The following is an 18,333-nucleotide window of genomic DNA, read 5'->3' as shown; positions in this document are numbered from 1 at the left end:
CGGACGCTCGCCCGGTGGTGCAGCTGTCGGCAGTCCTCGGCGGAGCGCTCCAGCACCTCGGCGATCTCGGCGTAGGGCAGCTCGAAGGCGGTGTGCAGCACATAGACGGCGCGCTCCGGCGGGGTGAGCCGCTCCAGCAGGTGCAGCAGCGCGGTGGAGAGCGAGTCGCGCAACTCGGCGCGCTCCAGCGGCCCGAACGGCGACGGCGCGGTGGGCACCGGCTCCGGCAACCATGACCCGACGTACGTCTCGCGGGCGGCCTGCCGGGCCCGTAGCCGGTCCATCGACAGGTGGGTCACCACCCGGGACAGGTAGCGACGCGGCTCGCTCACCTCGGCGCGGTCGACCCGTAACCAGCGCAGGTAAGCCTCCTGGAGGACGTCCTCGGCGTCGTGGCGGCTACCCAACAACCGGTAGGCCAGCCCGAGTAGCATCGGCCGGTGCGCGTCGAGCGCACCGGCCGCCTCCGCCGCGTCGACCGGACTCACACGTCCGTCGGCAGCTCGTTGCGGAAGGTCACCGCGATCCGGTTCCACACGTTGATTGTGGCAATCGCCAGAACCAGGTCGGCGAGGGCCTTCTCCGACCACACCTTCGACGCGGCGTCCCAGACGTCGTCGGGCACACCGTGTTCGCCGAGCCGGGTGACCGCGTCGGTCAACGCGAGCGCGGCGCGTTCCCGCTCGTCGAAGAAGGGCGCCTCTCGCCAGGCGGCCACCGCGAACAGTCGTCGGCTCGACTCGCCGGCGCCGAGCGCCTCCCGGCTGTGCATGTCGACGCAGTACGTGCAGCCGTTCAGCATCGACGCGCGCAGTTTCACCAACTCCAACACGGTGTGGTCGACGTTGGCCCGGACGTACTTCTCCAGCCCCAGCACGGTGCCGAACGCCTCCGGCGCCACCTCGGCCACGTTGATCCGCTGCATGACAACCTCCCCGATAGTTCGGTCTGACACCACCACGACGGATCGCCCGGCCCGTCGCGTGACAAATGGGGCATGTGACGCCGGTCATGCACCGTTCCGGCGACGGTCACCCGGACAGACGCCGACGGCCACGTCCGCCCGGTAGACCGAAGCGGTCAGACCCCTCAATCAGGAGGAAAGATGACCGAACTCGACCGACGTACCCTGCTGCGGGCCGGCCTGCTCGCCGGCACCGGGGTGGCCGGTGGTGTGCTGTTGGGTGGACCGGGCGCGCTCGCCGGGCCGGCCTGGCGGCCCGCCGGGCGGCCGATGCTGACACACGGAGTGCAGAGCGGAGCCGCCACGGCGGACTCGACGGTGCTCTGGACCCGGGCCGACCGCCCGGGGCGGATGATGGTGGAGGTGTCCCGCCGGCCCGACCTGCGGGGTGCCCGTCGGGTACGTGGGCCGGTGCTGACCCCGGAGACCGACTTCACCGGCAGGGTGCGGCTACGCGGGCTGCCCGGCGCCGAGCGGCTGCACTACCGGGTGCGGGTGGAGAGCCTGGACCGGCCGGGCCTGGCCAGCGCGCCGCTGACCGGCTCGCTGACCACCGCCCCGATGCCGCACCAGCGGCGCGACGTGCGGTTCGTCTGGACCGGGGACATCGCCGGTCAGGGCTGGGGCATCGCACCGGACTTCGGCGGGATGGAGATCTTCCGGGCGATGCGGGAGCGCCGACCGGACTTCTTCCTGTGCAGCGGTGACACGGTGTACGCCGACAATCCGCTCGCCGAGACGGTGACGCTGCCCGACGGGCGGGTGTGGCGCAATCTGGTCGTGCCGGAGAAGCTCAAGGTTGCCGAGTCGCTTGCCGAATTCCGTGGCCAGTTCGCGTACAACCTGCTCGACGAGCACCTGCGGGCGTTCGTCGCGGAGGTGCCCCAGGTCAACCAGTGGGACGACCATGAGGTGACGAACAACTGGTATCCGGGCGAGGTGCTGACCGACAGCCGCTACACCGAGCGTCGGGTGGATGTGCTCGCCGCGCGGGCCCGGCGGGCCTTCGACGAGTGGCTGCCCACGCCGTCGGACGGGCCGCGCTACCGACGGCTGCCGTACGGCCCGTTGCTGGATCTCTTTGTGCTGGACATGCGGACCTACAAGGACCCCAACGACGGCAACACCTACGCCGATCCGAAGCGTGGCCTGCTCGGCGCCGAGCAGCGGGCCTGGCTGATCCGGGAACTGACCCGGTCCCGGGCTGCCTGGAAGGTCATCGCCATCGACCTGCCGCTGGGGCTGGTGGTGCCCGACGGCGCGGGCGCGCAGGAGGGGGTGGCGCAGGGTGACCCGGGCGCTCCCGCCGGGCGGGAGTTGGAGTTCGCGCAGGTGCTCGGCGCGGCCCACCGGGCGGGGGTGACCGGGATCGTCTTCCTCACCGCGGACGTGCACTACACCGCCGCGCACCACTACGACCCGGCGCGGGCGGCGGTCGCCGATTTCACCCCGTTCTGGGAGTTCGTCTCCGGGCCGGCGCACGCCGGTGCCTTCGGCCCCAACGCGCTGGACGGCACCTTCGGGCCGAAGGCCGTCTTCGTCAACGCCCCGCCGCGGGCCAACACCTCCCCGGCAGAGGGCTTCCAACACTTCGGCGAGGTCCAGATCGACGCCGACACCCGAGCCCTCACCGTCCACCTCCGCGACCGCGCTGGACGTTCCCTCTGGACCACCACCCTCCCCGCCCCCTGATCCACCCCTGGCCGATCATGCAGTTGTGGTTGCCGGATTGCGCTGGATGGCATGTTTTGGCAGGTGCCACAACTGCATGATCGCGGTGGCTGAGGGGTGGAGGTTATTGGGGGGAGGGGTGGGGGTGGGGTGGGTATCATGGGTGGGTAGGGCGATGATCCGGCCATCACCGGGGAGCTTCCGGAAGAACGGCCGGGTGACCGGCTCAGTAGAACCGGACGGGGCGGCCCGTTATCGCCGACCAACGAGCGGGCGGTCGAACCTGACCGCCAAGCGGGGTGGTACCGCGGGCTTGGCCCGGGGCGCCGGTGACGGCGTACCGGCAAGGCTCGTCCTCGCAGACCCACGACAGTGAGCGTCAGCGAGGAGAGCGACCCCCGATGGCCTATCCGTTGCACGACCCGACCGCCGGCGGCGTACCGGCGAGCCCGGACCTGCCCGCGGTCGAGCGCCGGGTCCTGGAGCACTGGACGGCCGACAAGACCTTCGAGGCGTCCGTGGATGCCCGCCCGGCCGGCGACCAGGGGAAGAACGAGTACGTCTTCTACGACGGCCCGCCGTTCGCCAACGGGCTGCCGCACTACGGCCACCTGTTCACCGGGTACGTCAAGGACGTGGTGCCGCGTTACCAGACCATGCGCGGCCGGCGGGTGGAGCGGCGCTTCGGTTGGGACTGCCACGGCCTTCCCGCCGAGGTGGTAGCCGAGAAGCAGCTCGGCATCACCAGCAAGGCGGAGATCCTCGACCTCGGTGTGGCCCGGTTCAACGACGCCTGCCGCAGCTCGGTGCTGGAGTTCACCCAGGACTGGGAGCGGTACGTCACCCGCCAGGCCCGATGGGTCGACTTCACCAACGACTACAAGACCCTCGACCTGGACTACATGGAAAGCGTCATGTGGGCCTTCAAGACCCTGCACGACAAGGGCCTGGTCTACGAGGGCTTCCGGGTGTTGGCGTACTGCTGGCGGTGCGAGACGCCGCTGTCGAACACCGAGACCCGGATGGACGACGTCTACCGCGACCGACACGACCCGACGCTGACGGTGTGGTTCGAGCTGACCGCCGACGACGCGGCGCCGGAACTGCTCCGGGGGCCGGTGCGGTTGGGCGTCTGGACCACCACGCCGTGGACCCTGCCGTCGAACCTGGCCCTGGCCGTCGGCCCGGACATCGAGTACGCGGTGCTGGAGCGCGACGGCGTTCGTCACCTGGTGGGCTCGGCTCGGCTCGGCGCGTACGCCAAGGAGCTCGACGGGTACCAGCAGGTCGGCACGGTGCGCGGCGCGGACCTGGTCGGCCGCCGCTACACCCCGTTGTTCGACTTCCTCGTCGAGCAGGCCGGGCCGAACGCGTACCAGGTGCTCGGGGGGGAGTTCGTGACCACCGAGGACGGCACCGGGATCGTGCACCTGGCACCCGCCTTCGGCGAGGACGACCAGAACGTGTGCAACGCCGCCGGCATCCCGACCATCGTCACCGTAGACGATCACACCCGCTTCACCGCGCTGGTGCCGCCCTTCCAGGGCGAGCAGGTCTTCGACGTCAACAAGCCGGTGATCCGCCAGCTCAGGGAGCGGGGGGTGGTGCTCAAGCAGGACACCTACACCCACTCGTACCCGCACTGCTGGCGCTGCGACACGCCGCTGGTCTACAAGGCGGTGTCGTCCTGGTTCGTGGCGGTGACCCGGTTCAAGGACCGGATGGTCGAGCTGAACCAGCAGATCAACTGGACGCCGGGGCACATCAAGGACGGCTCCTTCGGCAAGTGGCTGGCCAACGCCCGCGACTGGTCGATCAGCCGCAACCGGTTCTGGGGCTCGCCCATCCCGGTGTGGAAGTCCGACGATCCGAACTACCCACGGGTGGACGTGTACGGGTCGCTGGCCGAAATCGAACGGGACTTCGGGGTACGCCTGAGCGACCTGCACCGGCCGGTGGTGGACGAGCTGGTCCGCCCCAACCCGGACGATCCGACCGGTCGGTCGATGATGCGTCGGGTGCCGGAGGTGCTGGACTGCTGGTTCGAGTCCGGCTCGATGCCGTTCGCGCAGGTGCACTATCCGTTCGAGAACCGTGAGTGGTTCGAGCACCACTACCCGGGCGACTTCATCGTCGAGTACATCGGGCAGACCCGCGGCTGGTTCTACACGATACACGTGCTGGCCACCGCGCTGTTCGACAGGCCGGCGTTCCGCAACTGCCTCAGCCACGGCATCCTGCTCGGCTCCGACGGGCGCAAGATGTCCAAGAGCCTGCGCAACTACCCGGACGTCTACCACGTCTTCGACTCGTACGGCTCGGACGCGATGCGCTGGATGCTGATGTCCTCGCCGGTGCTGCGTGGCGGGGACATGCCGGTCACCGAGTCGAGCGTGCGTGACGCCGTCCGGCAGGTGCTGCTGCCGCTGTGGAACGTCTGGTACTTCTTCTCGCTCTACGCCAACGCGGACGGGTATCAGGCGCGTCGCCGCACCGACTCGACGAACGTGCTCGACCGGTACGTGCTGGCGAAGACGAACGAGCTGGTGTCGACGGCCGGCGCGCAGATGGACGCGTACGACATCTCGGGTGCCTGCGCCACCGTGCGGTCCTACCTGGACGCGCTGACCAACTGGTACGTGCGTCGCTCCCGGGACCGTTTCTGGGCGGGCGACGCGGACGCGTTCGACACGCTGTGGACCGTGCTGGAGACGCTCTGCCGGGTGGTGGCGCCGCTGGCGCCGCTCACCGCTGAGGAGATCTGGCGCGGGCTGACCGGCGAGCGGTCGGTGCACCTGACCGACTGGCCGGTGGCCGAGGAGTTCCCGGCCGACCATGAACTGGTGGCCGCGATGGACGCGGTACGGGCGGTGGCCTCGGCGACGCTGTCGCTGCGCAAGGCCAAGGGGCTGCGGGTGCGGCTGCCGCTGGCGAAACTGACCGTGGCCAGCCCGGCGGCCGGGCAGCTGGGGCCCTTCGCGGACCTGGTGGCCGACGAGGTCAACGTCAAGGAGGTCGACTTCACCGATGCGGTGTCGGCGTACTGCCAGCAGGTGTTGACGGTGGTGCCGCGGGCGCTCGGGCCGCGGGTCGGCAAGCAGGTGCAGCAGGTGATCAAGGCGGTCAAGGCGGGGGAGTGGGAGCTGGTCGACGGCGCTCCGGTGGCCGCCGGAGTCACCCTGGCCGAGGGCGAGTACGAGCTGCGGCTGGTCGCCGCCGACGCGGAGCATTCGGCGCCACTGCCCGGCGGCGAGGGGGTGGTGGTGCTGGACACCACGGTCACCGCCGAACTGGCCGCCGAGGGGGTGGCCCGGGACTTCGTCCGGGTGGTGCAGCAGGCCCGCCGCGACGCCGACCTCGACGTGTCCGACCGGATCGCGGTGACCGCGTCGGGCGCCGACGAGGTACGGGTTGCGGTGGCCGGGTACCGGGACTTCGTGACCCGGGAGGTGCTCGCCGACAGCATCGACTTCGCCGACGGGGTCGACGGCTTCGCCGGTGAGGTCGGCGAGGGCGTGCCGGTGACGGTGGTCGTTCGTCGCGTCTGAGTTGCCCGGAGGGGCCCCTTCCGGCCGGAGGGGCCTCTTCCCGGCGACCCGTACTCAGCCAGCGGACCAGCCCGACCTCACGCATGCTGTCGTGGGGCGGTCCGCTACGGTGACACCGCCTCTTACCTCACTCGATCCGCCGGAGGACCAGTGCCGCTGCTCTACACCATCGGCAAGCTCACCGTGGGGCCCGCGATGCGGCTGGCGTTCCGTCCGACGGTGGAGGGGCTGGAGCACATCCCGGACAAGGGCGGCGCGATCTTCGCCGGCAACCACCTGTCGGTGGCCGACGAACTGTTCCTCGGCACGGTGGTACCCCGGCACCTGGCGTTCTGGGCGAAGTCCGAGTATTTCACCGGCACCGGCGTCAAGGGCCGCTTCTCCAAGTTCGTCCTCACCGGTCTCGGTGCGATTCCGGTGGAGCGGGCCGGCGGGCGCGCCGCGCTCGCCGCGTTCGACGCCGCCATTCCGGCGCTCAAGGGCGGCGACCTGGTGGTGGTATACCCGGAGGGCACCCGTTCGCCGGACGGGCGACTGTACCGGGGGCGCACCGGTGCGGTCCGGCTCGCCATCGCGGCCGGTGTGCCGATCATTCCGGTGGGCATGATCGGCACCGAGAAGGTGCAGCCGATCGGTGCCCGGGTGCCGCGCCCCTTCACGGGCAAGATCACCATCAAGTTCGGCAAGCCGCTCGACTTCACCGGCCGGCCGGACGACCGGCTGTCGCTGCGGCAGATGACCGACGAGATGATGGGTGAGATCCAGAAGCTCACCGGTCAGGAGTACGTCTCCCGCTACGCGCCGCCGCGGGCCCATCCGCCGGTCACCGGGGAGACCGACGCCCGCTGAGCCGTCCCGCCGGGTGCGCCCACGGCGTGCCGTCGTCGATCCGATCAGCCGTCCGCGGTGACGATCTGGTCCCGTAGGGTGGCCAGCAGTCGGGAGCTGTCGTCCACGGAGAGCCCGGTGAAGACACCCGTGGTGATGCTGCCGTGGTCGACCGAGGTGCACACCACCGCGCCGAGCCCGTCGGTGCGTCCCACCGCGCAACGTTCGTGGCGACCCCGGACACCGGTCTCCATGATCTGCATGTCGCCGAGGGCGTACTGGTCGGTGAGGCGTTCGATCTCGGCGTCGGCGTCCGCCGACGGGGCGAACCGGAAACCGGTGCCGCCGAAGACGGTCACCCGCTTGCCGTTGCTCGTGTGGTAGATCCCGGCGAAGGTGTCCTCGGCGAGCCAGTGCGACTGGCGCATCTGGGTCTCCAGCTGGCGGGCGTCGCGGGTGCTGCGCGGGTCCTCCCGCAGCCGCAGGTCGGCCACCTGCTGCGGCAACGCGGCCTTCGCCGGGTACTGGCTGGCCATCGGCATGCCGTAGTAGGCCGGGCAGCCGCAGCAGCACGCGAGGGTCAGCAGCAGCAACCAGGGCCAGCGGCGACGTTTGCGGACCGGCACCGGGACGTACCCCGAGGGCGGCTGCCAACCCGGTGGGGGTGCGACCGGTCCAACCTTGGACTTCTTCCTGCCCCGCCGACCACGCGACGGTGCCGGTGGGCCGGCCGGGATGGGCGGGTAGGGCCCGGGTGGTTGCGGCTGCTGTGGCGCGACCGGCGGGGGTTGTGGCTGTGGCGCGACCGCCGGCGGCGGATGGGGCGAGACCGGTGCCGGGGACACCGGGGGCCCGGAGTACGGCCGGGTCGGCGGCGGACTCGGGTAGGACAGCGTCGGTGGCAGGGCGGGAAAGTCGGTCGAGGGAAGGTCCCAGCCGCTGGTGTCGACGCCGGCCCACGGGTCGACAGGTGTCTGGTGCTCCGGCTGCGGCACCGGCGTCGCCGGCGGCGGGGTGGGTTCCGCCGACTCGCCCCAGCCGCGTCGGCGCGGTGCGGACGGGGGTACCGGAGCCGAGCCGCTCCAGCGCGGGGCGGCCGCCTCCGGCGCAGACTCGGGCAGCACCCGGGTGCCCTGCGGACCGACCTGCGCCACCGACGGCTGGTCGTCGTCGGAGACGGCTTCGGTGGCCCCTGCGTCGGTCGGGGGGCCAACCTTGGTGGGCAGGCCGACCTTGGTGGGCGGTGCGTCGGTCGGCTCGGTGTCGGCCAGCCCGTTCCCGGTCGGCTCAGCCTCGTCTGGCCTGGCCGACTGGTCGTCGGCGGTGGTCGGGTCGGTGGGCAGTTCGTGGGTGACCGCCGGCTCCCCGTCCCGGTGTTGATCCGGACGGCTCCCGTCGACCGGCCGGTCGGCTCCCGGCTGCGGCTCCGGCATCGCGGCAATCTCCTCTCGCGCCGGTCCGAGGTTAGTACCGGTGTGCCACCGGGACCGACTCGGGATGAGGCAAGGCCGGTGCGAGCGGCTCCGCCGGTAGGCGCCGTTTACCGATGGTGGCCGAATGGGGACCCTTAGTCTCGGCCTATGCCCGAGTCAGCGACGATGTCCGGTGCGCCGCGGGTCAGCGAGATCGGTCGGATGACCGGATTCAGCGACGGGGTCTTCGCCATCGTGATCACTCTTCTGGTGATCGAACTCCAGGTTCCCGACCATGCGCCGGGAGAACTGCTCCACGCCCTGTTCGAACAGGCTGCGGCGTACCTGGCCTTCCTGCTCTCCTTCGGGTACGTCGGCGTGCTCTGGCTCAACCACCACACCCTGCTGCGCCTCATCCGCGGAACCACGCTCGGCCTCAACTGGATCAACCTGTGGCTACTGCTCGGCGTGGTGATCATTCCGTTTCCGACCTCGGTACTCGCCGAGGCCTTCGCGCACGCCGGCACCGACCGTGACCGCCGGGTCGCCGTGCTGCTCTATGCCCTCGTCGCCGCCGCGATGTCCGCACCCTGGCTCGCCTTCTTCGCCTACCTCCGTCGGCACCCGATGTTGCTCAGAGAGGGGATCGACCGGGCGTTCGTGTCCAGTCAGCGGATCCGGCCGGTGGTCGGCATGGCGCTCTATCTCATCGGTGGGGCGCTGGGCTGGTTCGTCAGCCCGGTCATCGGACTGGTCGGCATCGGTGTCATGATTTTCTTCCACGCGGTGACGAGCGAGGGTGTCCGGCGGGGGCGGTCACGTCGGAGTACGACAACCTGACCGGTTGCGCTCGCCCCGTCGGCGCGGCTGGCGGTGGAGCACCGCGTACCCTTGGGCATCATGAGCGTCCCGTCCCCGACTTCGCGTCCCGTCGCGGCCAACTCCGTCTGGCCCCGGCTGGAGCCGCTGCTGCCCCAGGTGACCAAGCCCATCCAGTACGTCGGTGGCGAGCTGGGCGCGGTGGTCAAGGAGTGGGACGCGGCGACCGTACGGTGGGCGCTGATGTATCCGGACGCGTACGAGGTGGGGCTGCCCAACCAGGGCGTGCAGATCCTCTACGAGGTGCTCAACGAGCAGCCGGACACCCTCGCCGAACGGACGTACGCGGTCTGGCCGGATCTGGAGAAGCTGATGCGCGCCCACGGCGTGCCGCAGTTCACCGTCGACGCCCACCGCCCGGTTCGCGACTTCGACCTGTTCGGAGTGTCGTTCGCCACCGAGCTGGGCTACACCAACCTGCTCACCGCGATCGACCTGGCCGGCATCCCGCTGCTCGCCGCCGACCGCACCGACGCCGATCCGGTGATCGTGGCGGGTGGGCACGCCGCGTTCAATCCGGAGCCCATCGCCGACTTCGTCGACGCCGCCGTGCTCGGCGACGGCGAGGAGGCGGTACTGGAGATCACCGGGATCGTCCGGGAGTGGAAGGCCGAGGGCGGTCCCGGCGGCCGGGACGAGCTGCTGCTGCGGCTGGCGCGTACCGAGAGCGTCTACGTGCCGCGTTTCTACGACGTGGACTACCTGCCGGACGGCCGGATCCAGCGGGTCGTGCCGAACCGGGCGGACGTGCCGTTCCGGGTGCACAAGCGCACGACGATGGACCTGGACGCCTGGCCGTACCCGAAGAAGCCGCTCGTCCCGCTGGCCGAGACGGTGCACGAGCGGTATGCGGTGGAGATCTTCCGCGGCTGCACCCGGGGCTGCCGGTTCTGTCAGGCCGGCATGATCACCCGGCCGGTGCGCGAGCGTTCGATCACCACGGTGGGGCAGATGGTGCAGCAGGGGCTGGAGTTCTCCGGCTTCCACGAGGTGGGCCTGTTGTCGCTGTCGTCGGCCGACCACTCCGAGATCGGTGACATGTGCTCCGGCCTGGCCGAGCAGTACCAGGGCACCAACGTCTCGCTCTCGTTGCCGTCCACCCGGGTGGACGCGTTCAACATCGAGTTGGCGCAGGAGCTGTCCCGCAACGGCCGACGGACCGGTCTGACCTTCGCTCCCGAGGGCGGGTCGGAGCGGATCCGCAAGGTGATCAACAAGATGGTGTCGAAGGACGACCTGATCCGCACCGTCGTCACCGCGTACACGAACGGTTGGCGGCAGGTGAAGCTGTACTTCATGTGCGGTCTGCCGACCGAGACGGACGACGACGTCCTGGAGATCGCCGACATGGCGCATGAGGTCATCCGGGCCGGTCGTGCCGCCACCGGTTCCAAGGACATCCGGTGCACCGTCTCGATCGGCGGGTTCGTGCCCAAGCCGCACACCCCGTTCCAGTGGGCGGCCATGCAGCGGCCGGAGGTCATCGATCACCGGCTGAGGCTGCTCAAGCAGGCCATCAACGCTGATCGCTCGTTGGGTCGGGCGATCGGTTACCGCTACCACGACGGCGAGCCCTCGCTGATCGAGGGCCTGCTGTCCCGAGGCGACCGCCGGATCGGCGCGGTGATCCGCCGGGTCTGGGAGAAGGGCGGACGGTTCGACGGCTGGAGCGAACACTTCTCGTACCAGCGCTGGGTGGACGCGGCGGCTGAGGTGCTGCCCGATCTCGGGGTGGACCTCGACTGGTACACCACCCGGGAGCGCGACGAGCTGGAGGTCCTGCCCTGGGACCATCTGGACTCCGGCCTGGACAAGGACTGGCTCTGGCAGGACTGGCAGGACTCGCTCAGCGAGTACGAGCAGGATGACTGCCGGTGGACGCCCTGCTTCGACTGCGGCGTCTGCCCGGCGATGGACACCGAGATCCAGATCGGCCCGACCGGCCGGAAGCTGCTCCCGTTGACCCCGGTCAACGGCCTGAAGCTGTCCGCCGGCGCCCAGCAGTAACCGCGGCGCCACGGGTGGGGCCCGACACCGAGGAGCACGACGATCAGTAGGAAACCACAGCCCGAGGGGGGCCAGGCACCGGTCGTCCAGCGCGTCCGGATCCGGTACGCCAAGCGTGGCCCGCTGCGGTTCACCTCGCACCGGGACTTCGCCCGGGCCTTTGAGCGGGCGCTGCGCCGGGCCGGTGTACCGGTCGCCTTCTCCCAGGGTTTCACCCCGCACCCGAAGATCTCGTACGCCAGCGCGGCGCCGACCGGGGTGGCGAGCGAGGCCGAATATCTGGAGATCGGCCTGCGTGAGCCGGTCGATCCGGAGCAGTTGCGGTTGGCGCTGGACGCGGCGCTCTCGCCCGGCCTCGACGTGCTCGACGTCGTGGTGGCCAGCGGCGCGAGCCTGCCCGACCGGATCGAGGCGTCTCGCTGGCGGATCGAGTTGCCGCAGGTGGATCCCGACGTGCTGGCCAAGGCGGTGGCCGTCTTCACCGCCGCCGACGAGGTGCTGGTCGAGCGGATGACCAAGCAGGGGCGACGCACCTTCGACGCACGCTCCGCAGTTGTCGGCATCGATGTGATTGCCGCATCGGCGACGCCTTCCGAGGACCCGGCCGTACCGTGTGCGATACTCGAACTGGTCGTGCGGCAGGTCACCCCGTCCGTACGGCCCGATGACGTCCTTTCCGGCTTCCGCGTGGTGGCCGGCCTGGAGCCGCCGGTGGCCCCGAAGGTGATCCGGCTGGCTCAGGGCACGCTGACCGCGCAGGGCGCGATCGTGGATCCGCTGGACGCGGACCGCGACGGGGCAACCATCGGCGGGCGCTGACCGACGGTCGGCGTCCAGGCAGGCAGACTTCGCCGGCGCGCACCCCGTGCGCCCGGGGAAACACCTTTTGCGGCAACCCTGCGTGGCAGCGCTCACCCGCGCCCGGGGAAGCCAGAACTGGAGAACGTCCATGCTCGAGAACGAGCCCGAGGGCAGCGAACGCGCCGGCATCGATCCGGCCGACGAGAGCGCCGAGAGCAGCACCGCTGAGGCGACCGGGTCGTCGCGTCCGCCGCAGGACGCGACCGAATCCGGTCCGGTCGCCGACCCGCCGGAGGAGATCGCCGGTGCCGTGAGCGGCACCGCCGACCTGGGTGGCGCGACCGACGCCGAGCCGACCCCGCGACGTCGGACCACCCGACGTCGGGCCACCTCGGTCAGCCAGCCGGAGCAGACCGACGCGCCGGTCGAGGCGTCCGGCGCCGCAGCGATAGGCAGCGGAGAGGCTCCCCAGGCCGAGGTGTTCGCCCCGGTTTCGGGGGACCTCGACCCGGCCGCGAAGACGCCGCGACGCCGCCGTAAGGCGACCACCGGGCAGAAGGCGGTCGAGGAGCCGCTGACCGTGGCCGAGGCGGAGCCCACCGACAGCGACGTGGTGCCGCCGGTCAAGGTGACGCGTACCCGTCGCCGGAAGTCCGCGCCCGCGCCCGCCGAGCCACCGTCCGACGCCGTGATCGAGCCGTCCGCCCAGGCCGAGTCGACGCAGCCCGCCGCCGACGCCGGTCTCGCACCGGCGGCCGGCACCGACTTCGGTTCCGCCGCGCTGCCAGCCGAGGGCGCCGCCGATTCGGAGCAGGTGGCCGAGTCGGCCGAGACCACGGAGCCGGTGGGCCCGGACGCTGTGCCGGCCGAACCCGAAGGCCGCTCCCGCCGTCGCAAGGCCGCGCTCACCGCACCGACGGTGCTGTTCATGGCGCCGGAAGAGGTGCTCGCCGCCCGGGCTGCCGCCGCGCAGCCCACCGAAGCGGAGCCGGCAGAGGAACCGGCCGAGCCGTCCCGGCGGCGTCGTCGGGGCCGGCGGGAGACCGAGCCGGTGGCGGAGGCCGAGACCGAGGAGGAACCCACCGTGGCGACCGAGGAGGCCGCCGAGGAGGACGACGACGAGGAGACCGCCGGCGGCCGGCGTCGCCGCCGTCGCGGTCGCCGGGGCCGGGGCCGGGGCAAGGGCGGCGTCGACGACGGCGAGGAGGCCGAGGAGGGCGAGGCCGCGGAGCCCGTTCAGGCCGAGCCGGCCGAGTCGGAGACCGAGGCCGAGTCCGAGGAGGGCGACGAGGCCGATGGCGACGGGATGACCCGTCGGCGTCGGCGGCGGCGTCGCCGGGGGGCCGGTGACACCGACGGTGCCGCCGACGACGGTGTGCCCACCGTGGTGAAGATCAGGGAGCCCCGCCGAACGGTCGACGAGGTGCAGGGCGTCTCCGGCTCGACCCGGCTGGAGGCCAAGCGGCAGCGCCGTCGCGACGGCCGCGAGCAGCGCCGTACCCGCCCGCCGATCCTCAGCGAGTCGGAGTTCCTGGCCCGCCGCGAGGCGGTCGACCGGGTGATGGCCGTACGCCAGCGTGGGGACCGGACCCAGATCGCCGTGCTGGAGGACGGCGTCCTGGTCGAGCACTACGTCACCCGTAGTTCCGCCGGCACGATGGCCGGAAACGTCTACCTCGGCAAGGTGCAGAACGTGCTGCCGAGCATGGAGGCGGCGTTCGTCGACATCGGCCGTGGCCGCAACGCGGTCCTGTACGCCGGCGAGGTCAACTGGGACACCACCGGCCTGGAGGGCAGGGCCCGCTCGATCGAGCAGGCGCTCAGGTCCGGTGATTCGGTGCTGGTCCAGGTCACCAAGGATCCGATCGGGCACAAGGGCGCCCGGTTGACCAGCCATATCGCGCTCTCCGGCCGGCACCTGGTCTACGTGCCCGGCGGCAACGCCTCCGGGATCAGCCGCAAGCTGCCGGACACCGAGCGCAAGCGGCTGCGTGACGTGCTGAAGAAGCTCGTGCCCGAAGGTGCCGGGGTGATCGTCCGGACCGCGGCCGAGGGCGCCAGTGAGGACGAACTGGCCCGGGACGTCAAGCGGCTCCAGGCGCAGTGGGAGGACATCCAGGCCAAGGCTGCCGAGGGCGGCGCGCCGGTGCTTCTCTATCAGGAGCCCGATCTCGTGATCAGAGTGGTTCGCGACCTGTTCAACGAGGATTTCCGCGAGCTGGTCATGGAGGGCGACGAGGCGTACGACATGGTCGAGTCGTACCTGTCGCACGTGTCGCCGGACCTGGTCGCCCGGTTGCGCCGGCACATCGGCACCACTGACATCTTCGCCGAGTACCGCATCGACGAGCAGATCCTCAAGGGGCTCGACCGCAAGGTCTTCCTGCCCTCCGGCGGGCACCTGGTGATCGACCGGACCGAGGCGATGACGGTGGTCGACGTGAACACCGGCAAGTACACAGGTGCCGGGGGCAACCTGGAGGAGACGGTCACCCGCAACAACCTGGAGGCGGCCGAGGAGATCGTCCGGCAGCTGCGGCTGCGGGACATCGGCGGCATCGTGGTGATCGACTTCATCGACATGGTGCTGGAGTCGAACCGCGAGCTGGTGCTGCGCCGGCTGACCGAGTGCCTGGGGCGGGACCGCACCAAACACCAGGTCACGGAAATCACCTCGCTGGGCCTGGTGCAGATGACCCGGAAGCGGATCGGCGCCGGACTGCTGGAGGCGTTCAGCGAGACCTGTGAGTGCTGCAAGGGTCGGGGTTTGATCATTCACACCGAACCGGTGCCGGAGAAGGCACGCTCCGGTGGCGGGGACAAGGTCAAGGCGGTTGCCTCGGCGAGTGCGCCGGCCACCGAGCAGCCGACTGCTTCGTCCCGGCGCCGCGCGCGTAAGAGCGCCGCCTCGGCGGAGCGGACCGTGGTGGAGGTCACCGAGACCGACACGACGAGCACCGCCGACGCCGACTTCCACGACACGATGGGCTACGACCTCTCGCGTTACGAGACGGACACCCCGGCCGCGACGGACGTCGCCGACAGCCAGCAGGGCGAGGCGGCACGGCTCGCCGCCCCGGACGACCCGGATGCGGTCGGCGAGACCGACGAGGAGGAGGGCGGCACCGGTCGGCGTCGTTCTCGTCGTGGCGGCGCGCGTCGCCGTACCCGACCCTGACGCGACGTTCGGTGGGCGCGCTCGGCCAGGTGCCGGGCAGACGACGGCCCGACCGGTCCCGTCCGGTGGTGATGTCCGCCGGGCGGGACCGTCCCGTATGGTCGACGGGCGGCCCCCGCGCCCGGTCCGGGCTGACTGGCCCGTTCCCGTGCCCTCAGTCGCACGGCGGGTGGACGCGACCGCCGGAGGAGGAGACGATGCGCCGACCGCTCGCCGTCACCGTGGCCACTGCCGTGCTGCTCGTCGGCGCTGCCTGCTCGACCGAGCGGCCCGACGCGGGCGAGCCGTCCGCCTCGGCCTCGACGCGCGTCGAGGTCACCACCGACCCGGCGACGCCGACCCTGGAACCGTCGGCGGCGACCCCCGCCCCCGGGGCGGCAGGCGGAAACGCCCCAGAGGTCTGTGCCGCCGCCCAACAGGCCAGCGGCGACGCGGGGAAAAAGTACGTCGAGCAGCTCGCCGCGATGGCCACGGCTACCGGTGCGGGTGACAGCGCCGACGCGCAGGCGGCCGGCCGGCGGGCCGAGGCGGCCCTCAGCGACTGGGAGAAGGCGCTCAGGGCACAGGCAGCACGCGCGGACGACCAGCGGCTCAAGGAGCTGCTGACAGAGTTGTCGACCGAGGTCGGCCGGCTCGGCACCGACATTGAGGCGCTCGAGGGGACCGCGCTCGACCGGTTGCAGCAGCGCCTCGACCGGCTCTGCGCCCGCTGACCGGCCCGGCCCGGTTTGGGTCCCGGCCCGACCATGGCGTACGCTAGCCTGCGGCGCACTTTGGTGTGCCGAGTTCCCGCGTGCCCGCGCCGCCGTGCTTCTGCTGCCCGGCGAGCCGCCGTGGGGACGACCGACCGGCAACGGTGGGAAAGACGCTAGCAGCCTCAACGACAGGGAGTGCGCCTCCGATGTACGCGATCGTCAAGACCGGCGGCAAGCAGTACAAGGTCGCCGAAGGCGACGTGATCGAGGTCGAGAAGCTCACCGGTGCTCCCGGTGACGCGGTGAAGCTCGCCGCGGTGCTCCTCGTCGACGGTGACGACTTGGTGACCGACGCGGCGAAGCTCGCTCAGGTCGAGGTGTCCGGCGAGATCGCCGCACACACCAAGGGCCCGAAGATCCGGATCCACAAGTTCAAGAACAAGACCGGCTACCACAAGCGCCAGGGTCACCGCCAGCCGTTGACCCAGGTCAAGGTGACCGGCATCTCCAGCGGGAAGTAGGTCGTCCTCCAATGGCTCACAAAAAGGGTGCGTCCAGCTCGCGTAACGGTCGTGACTCCGCGGCCCAGCGACTCGGCGTGAAGCGCTTCGGTGGTCAGGTCGTCAGCGCGGGTGAGATCCTCATTCGTCAGCGTGGCACCAAGTTCCACCCCGGTGACCTGGTCGGCCGTGGCGGAGACGACACGCTCTTCGCGCTGGCCGCCGGTGCGGTCCAGTTCGGCACCAGGCGCGGTCGCAAGACCGTCAGCATCGTGCCGCAGCAGTAGCTGTCCGGCGTAAGCGGGCCGTGGACCTGATGTCCCGGCCCGCTTCGCCTTTTCTCGCGCAGGGCCGAGCCCTGCTGGAAGGATTACGTCGTGACGACGTTCGTTGACCGGGTCGTCCTGCATTTGCAGGCCGGCGACGGCGGGCACGGCTGTGTCTCGATCCACCGGGAGAAGTTCAAGCCGTTCGGCGGCCCGGATGGGGGCAACGGCGGGCACGGTGGCAGCGTCTCCCTGGTGGTCGACCCGCAGGTGCACACGCTGCTCGACTTTCACTTCCGGCCGCACGTGAAGGCGGAGAACGGGCGGGGCGGCGCGGGATCCAACCGGGACGGCGGCAACGGTGCCGACCTGGTGCTCAAGGTGCCCGACGGCACGGTGGTACAGACCAGCGACGGCACCGTGCTGGCCGACATGGTTGGCGCCGGCACCACCTTCGAGGTGGCCCGGGGCGGGCGTGGCGGCCGGGGCAACGCCTCGCTGGCCAACGCGCGCCGCAAGGCACCCGGCTTCGCAGAGCTGGGCGAGCCCGGCGAGCACCTGGACGTGGTGCTGGAGCTGAAGAGCGTGGCCGACGTCGGTCTGGTGGGCTTCCCGTCGGCCGGTAAGTCGTCGCTGATCTCGGTGATCTCCGCAGCCAAACCCAAGATCGCCGACTATCCGTTCACCACGCTGGTACCGAACCTCGGCGTGGTTCGGCTCGACAACCACACCTTCACCGTCGCCGACGTGCCCGGGCTGATCCCCGGGGCGGCCACCGGCAAGGGTCTGGGGCTGGAGTTCCTTCGGCACGTCGAGCGCTGCGCCGTGCTGGTGCACGTCATCGACACCGCCACCCTGGAGCCGGGGCGCGACCCGTTGGCCGACATCGACACCATCGAGGCGGAGTTGGCCGAGTACGGCGGGTTGGCCGACCGGCCCCGCCTGGTCGCGCTGAACAAGGTCGACGTGCCGGACGGCCGCGACCTCGCCGAGATCGTCCGACCCGACCTGGCGGCGCGTGGCCTGCGGGTCTTCGAAGTCTCCGCGGCCACGAGGGAAGGGCTCAAGGAACTCACGTACGCGATGGCGGAACTGGTGGAGCAGTCGCGAGCGGCGGCACCACCGGCCGAACCGACGCGGATCGTGATCCGGCCGAAGGCGGTCGACGACGCCGGTTTCACCATCGAGGCCGAGGACGACGGCTCGTACACCGTGCGCGGTGTCCGTCCCCAGCGTTGGGTGCGTCAGACGAACTTCGACAACGACGAGGCGGTCGGCTACCTCGCCGACCGGCTGGCGCGTCTCGGCGTCGAGGAGCAGTTGGCCAAGGCGGGGGCCCAGCCAGGTGACCTGGTTCGCATCGGCGAACGGGAGTTCGACTGGCAGCCCACCCTCTACGCCGGCGCCGAGTTCGTCCCGGGCGCCCGGGGCCGTGACGTCCGGCTGGAGGAGAAATCGACCCGGGTCAGTGCCGCCGAGCGGCTGGCGGCCCGTAAGGCACGCCGGCAGCGACCGGCCGACGAGGTCGAGCCGGTGCCCGCTGACGGAGATGACGCCGAATAGCTCGGTGCGCTCCGAAATGGG

14 protein-coding genes are annotated in these 18,333 nt (G+C 71.0%); 11 read left to right on the top strand and 3 right to left on the bottom strand.

The annotated features are described in order from the left end of the window. Positions 1–488 (bottom strand): sigma-70 family RNA polymerase sigma factor (locus O7601_RS29435; RefSeq protein WP_281564280.1); only part of this gene is annotated, 488 nt, incomplete at its 3' end. Next, positions 485–925, bottom strand: coding sequence for a carboxymuconolactone decarboxylase family protein (locus O7601_RS29430; protein ID WP_281564279.1), 441 nt, complete (start codon positions 923–925; stop codon positions 485–487). The genes O7601_RS29430 and O7601_RS29435, both read right to left, overlap by 4 nt. A 180-nt stretch (positions 926–1,105) precedes the next feature. Here O7601_RS29430 and O7601_RS29425 point away from each other — a divergent pair, with 180 nt between their 5' ends. The 3 genes from O7601_RS29425 to O7601_RS29415 all read left to right on the top strand — a co-directional run bounded on the left by O7601_RS29425 (position 1,106) and on the right by O7601_RS29415 (position 7,032). Beyond that, complete coding sequence (locus O7601_RS29425) at positions 1,106–2,656, top strand: alkaline phosphatase D family protein (protein WP_281564278.1); 1,551 nt, start codon at positions 1,106–1,108, stop codon at positions 2,654–2,656. A gap of 380 nt (positions 2,657–3,036) precedes the next feature. Further along, a complete protein-coding gene (gene ileS, locus O7601_RS29420; protein WP_281564277.1) occupies positions 3,037–6,183 on the top strand; it encodes an isoleucine--tRNA ligase in 3,147 nt (1,048 codons plus the stop codon). Positions 6,184–6,333: 150 nt separating this feature from the next. Further along, a complete protein-coding gene (locus O7601_RS29415) occupies positions 6,334–7,032 on the top strand; it encodes a lysophospholipid acyltransferase family protein (RefSeq protein WP_281564276.1) in 699 nt (232 codons plus the stop codon). A gap of 44 nt (positions 7,033–7,076) precedes the next feature. Here the strand turns inward: O7601_RS29415 and O7601_RS29410 are convergent, their stop codons facing one another. Continuing rightward, a complete protein-coding gene (locus O7601_RS29410) occupies positions 7,077–8,444 on the bottom strand; it encodes a hypothetical protein (RefSeq protein WP_281564275.1) in 1,368 nt (455 codons plus the stop codon). Positions 8,445–8,591: 147 nt separating this feature from the next. Between O7601_RS29410 and O7601_RS29405 the strand changes: the two genes are divergently transcribed. The 8 genes from O7601_RS29405 (at position 8,592) to obgE (ending at position 18,312) form a co-directional block, all read left to right on the top strand. Then, complete coding sequence (locus O7601_RS29405) at positions 8,592–9,263, top strand: TMEM175 family protein (protein ID WP_281564274.1); 672 nt, start codon at positions 8,592–8,594, stop codon at positions 9,261–9,263. Positions 9,264–9,323: 60 nt separating this feature from the next. Further along, a complete protein-coding gene (locus O7601_RS29400; protein ID WP_281564273.1) occupies positions 9,324–11,309 on the top strand; it encodes a TIGR03960 family B12-binding radical SAM protein in 1,986 nt (661 codons plus the stop codon). Between the two features lie 99 nt (positions 11,310–11,408). Further along, a complete protein-coding gene (locus O7601_RS29395) occupies positions 11,409–12,128 on the top strand; it encodes a TIGR03936 family radical SAM-associated protein (RefSeq protein WP_281567094.1) in 720 nt (239 codons plus the stop codon). Between the two features lie 130 nt (positions 12,129–12,258). Then, positions 12,259–15,288 carry an Rne/Rng family ribonuclease gene (locus O7601_RS29390; RefSeq protein ID WP_281564272.1) on the top strand — a complete coding sequence of 1,010 codons (3,030 nt, stop codon included), beginning with the start codon at positions 12,259–12,261 and terminating at the stop codon, positions 15,286–15,288. A 197-nt stretch (positions 15,289–15,485) separates the two neighbouring features. Further along, positions 15,486–16,001, top strand: a complete 516-nt coding sequence (locus O7601_RS29385) for a hypothetical protein (RefSeq protein ID WP_281564271.1) — start codon at positions 15,486–15,488, stop codon at positions 15,999–16,001. A 188-nt stretch (positions 16,002–16,189) separates the two neighbouring features. Further along, a complete protein-coding gene (gene rplU / locus O7601_RS29380; protein ID WP_093407572.1) occupies positions 16,190–16,504 on the top strand; it encodes a 50S ribosomal protein L21 in 315 nt (104 codons plus the stop codon). Positions 16,505–16,515: 11 nt separating this feature from the next. After that, positions 16,516–16,770, top strand: a complete 255-nt coding sequence (rpmA, locus tag O7601_RS29375) for a 50S ribosomal protein L27 (RefSeq protein WP_091197044.1) — start codon at positions 16,516–16,518, stop codon at positions 16,768–16,770. A 90-nt stretch (positions 16,771–16,860) separates the two neighbouring features. Next, on the top strand, positions 16,861–18,312 hold the full coding sequence (gene obgE / locus O7601_RS29370; protein ID WP_281564270.1) for a GTPase ObgE: 1,452 nt from the start codon (positions 16,861–16,863) through the stop codon (positions 18,310–18,312). The last annotated feature ends 21 nt before the right edge of the window (positions 18,313–18,333 follow it).

Origin of the sequence: Verrucosispora sp. WMMD573 (assembly GCF_027497175.1) — a bacterium.
Classification (GTDB): domain Bacteria; phylum Actinomycetota; class Actinomycetes; order Mycobacteriales; family Micromonosporaceae; genus Micromonospora.
This window is presented reverse-complemented; position numbering and strand designations above follow the sequence as displayed.

Coding starts and splice junctions, on each gene's coding strand:
- O7601_RS29425 (WP_281564278.1), top strand. CDS start 1,106: ATGACCGAACTCGACCGACGTACCCTGCTGCGGGCCGGCCTGCTCGCC.
- O7601_RS29400 (WP_281564273.1), top strand. CDS start 9,324: ATGAGCGTCCCGTCCCCGACTTCGCGTCCCGTCGCGGCCAACTCCGTC.
- rplU (WP_093407572.1), top strand. CDS start 16,190: ATGTACGCGATCGTCAAGACCGGCGGCAAGCAGTACAAGGTCGCCGAA.
- O7601_RS29405 (WP_281564274.1), top strand. CDS start 8,592: ATGCCCGAGTCAGCGACGATGTCCGGTGCGCCGCGGGTCAGCGAGATC.
- ileS (WP_281564277.1), top strand. CDS start 3,037: ATGGCCTATCCGTTGCACGACCCGACCGCCGGCGGCGTACCGGCGAGC.
- O7601_RS29430 (WP_281564279.1), bottom strand. CDS start 925: ATGCAGCGGATCAACGTGGCCGAGGTGGCGCCGGAGGCGTTCGGCACC.
- rpmA (WP_091197044.1), top strand. CDS start 16,516: ATGGCTCACAAAAAGGGTGCGTCCAGCTCGCGTAACGGTCGTGACTCC.
- O7601_RS29410 (WP_281564275.1), bottom strand. CDS start 8,444: ATGCCGGAGCCGCAGCCGGGAGCCGACCGGCCGGTCGACGGGAGCCGT.
- O7601_RS29390 (WP_281564272.1), top strand. CDS start 12,259: ATGCTCGAGAACGAGCCCGAGGGCAGCGAACGCGCCGGCATCGATCCG.
- O7601_RS29385 (WP_281564271.1), top strand. CDS start 15,486: ATGCGCCGACCGCTCGCCGTCACCGTGGCCACTGCCGTGCTGCTCGTC.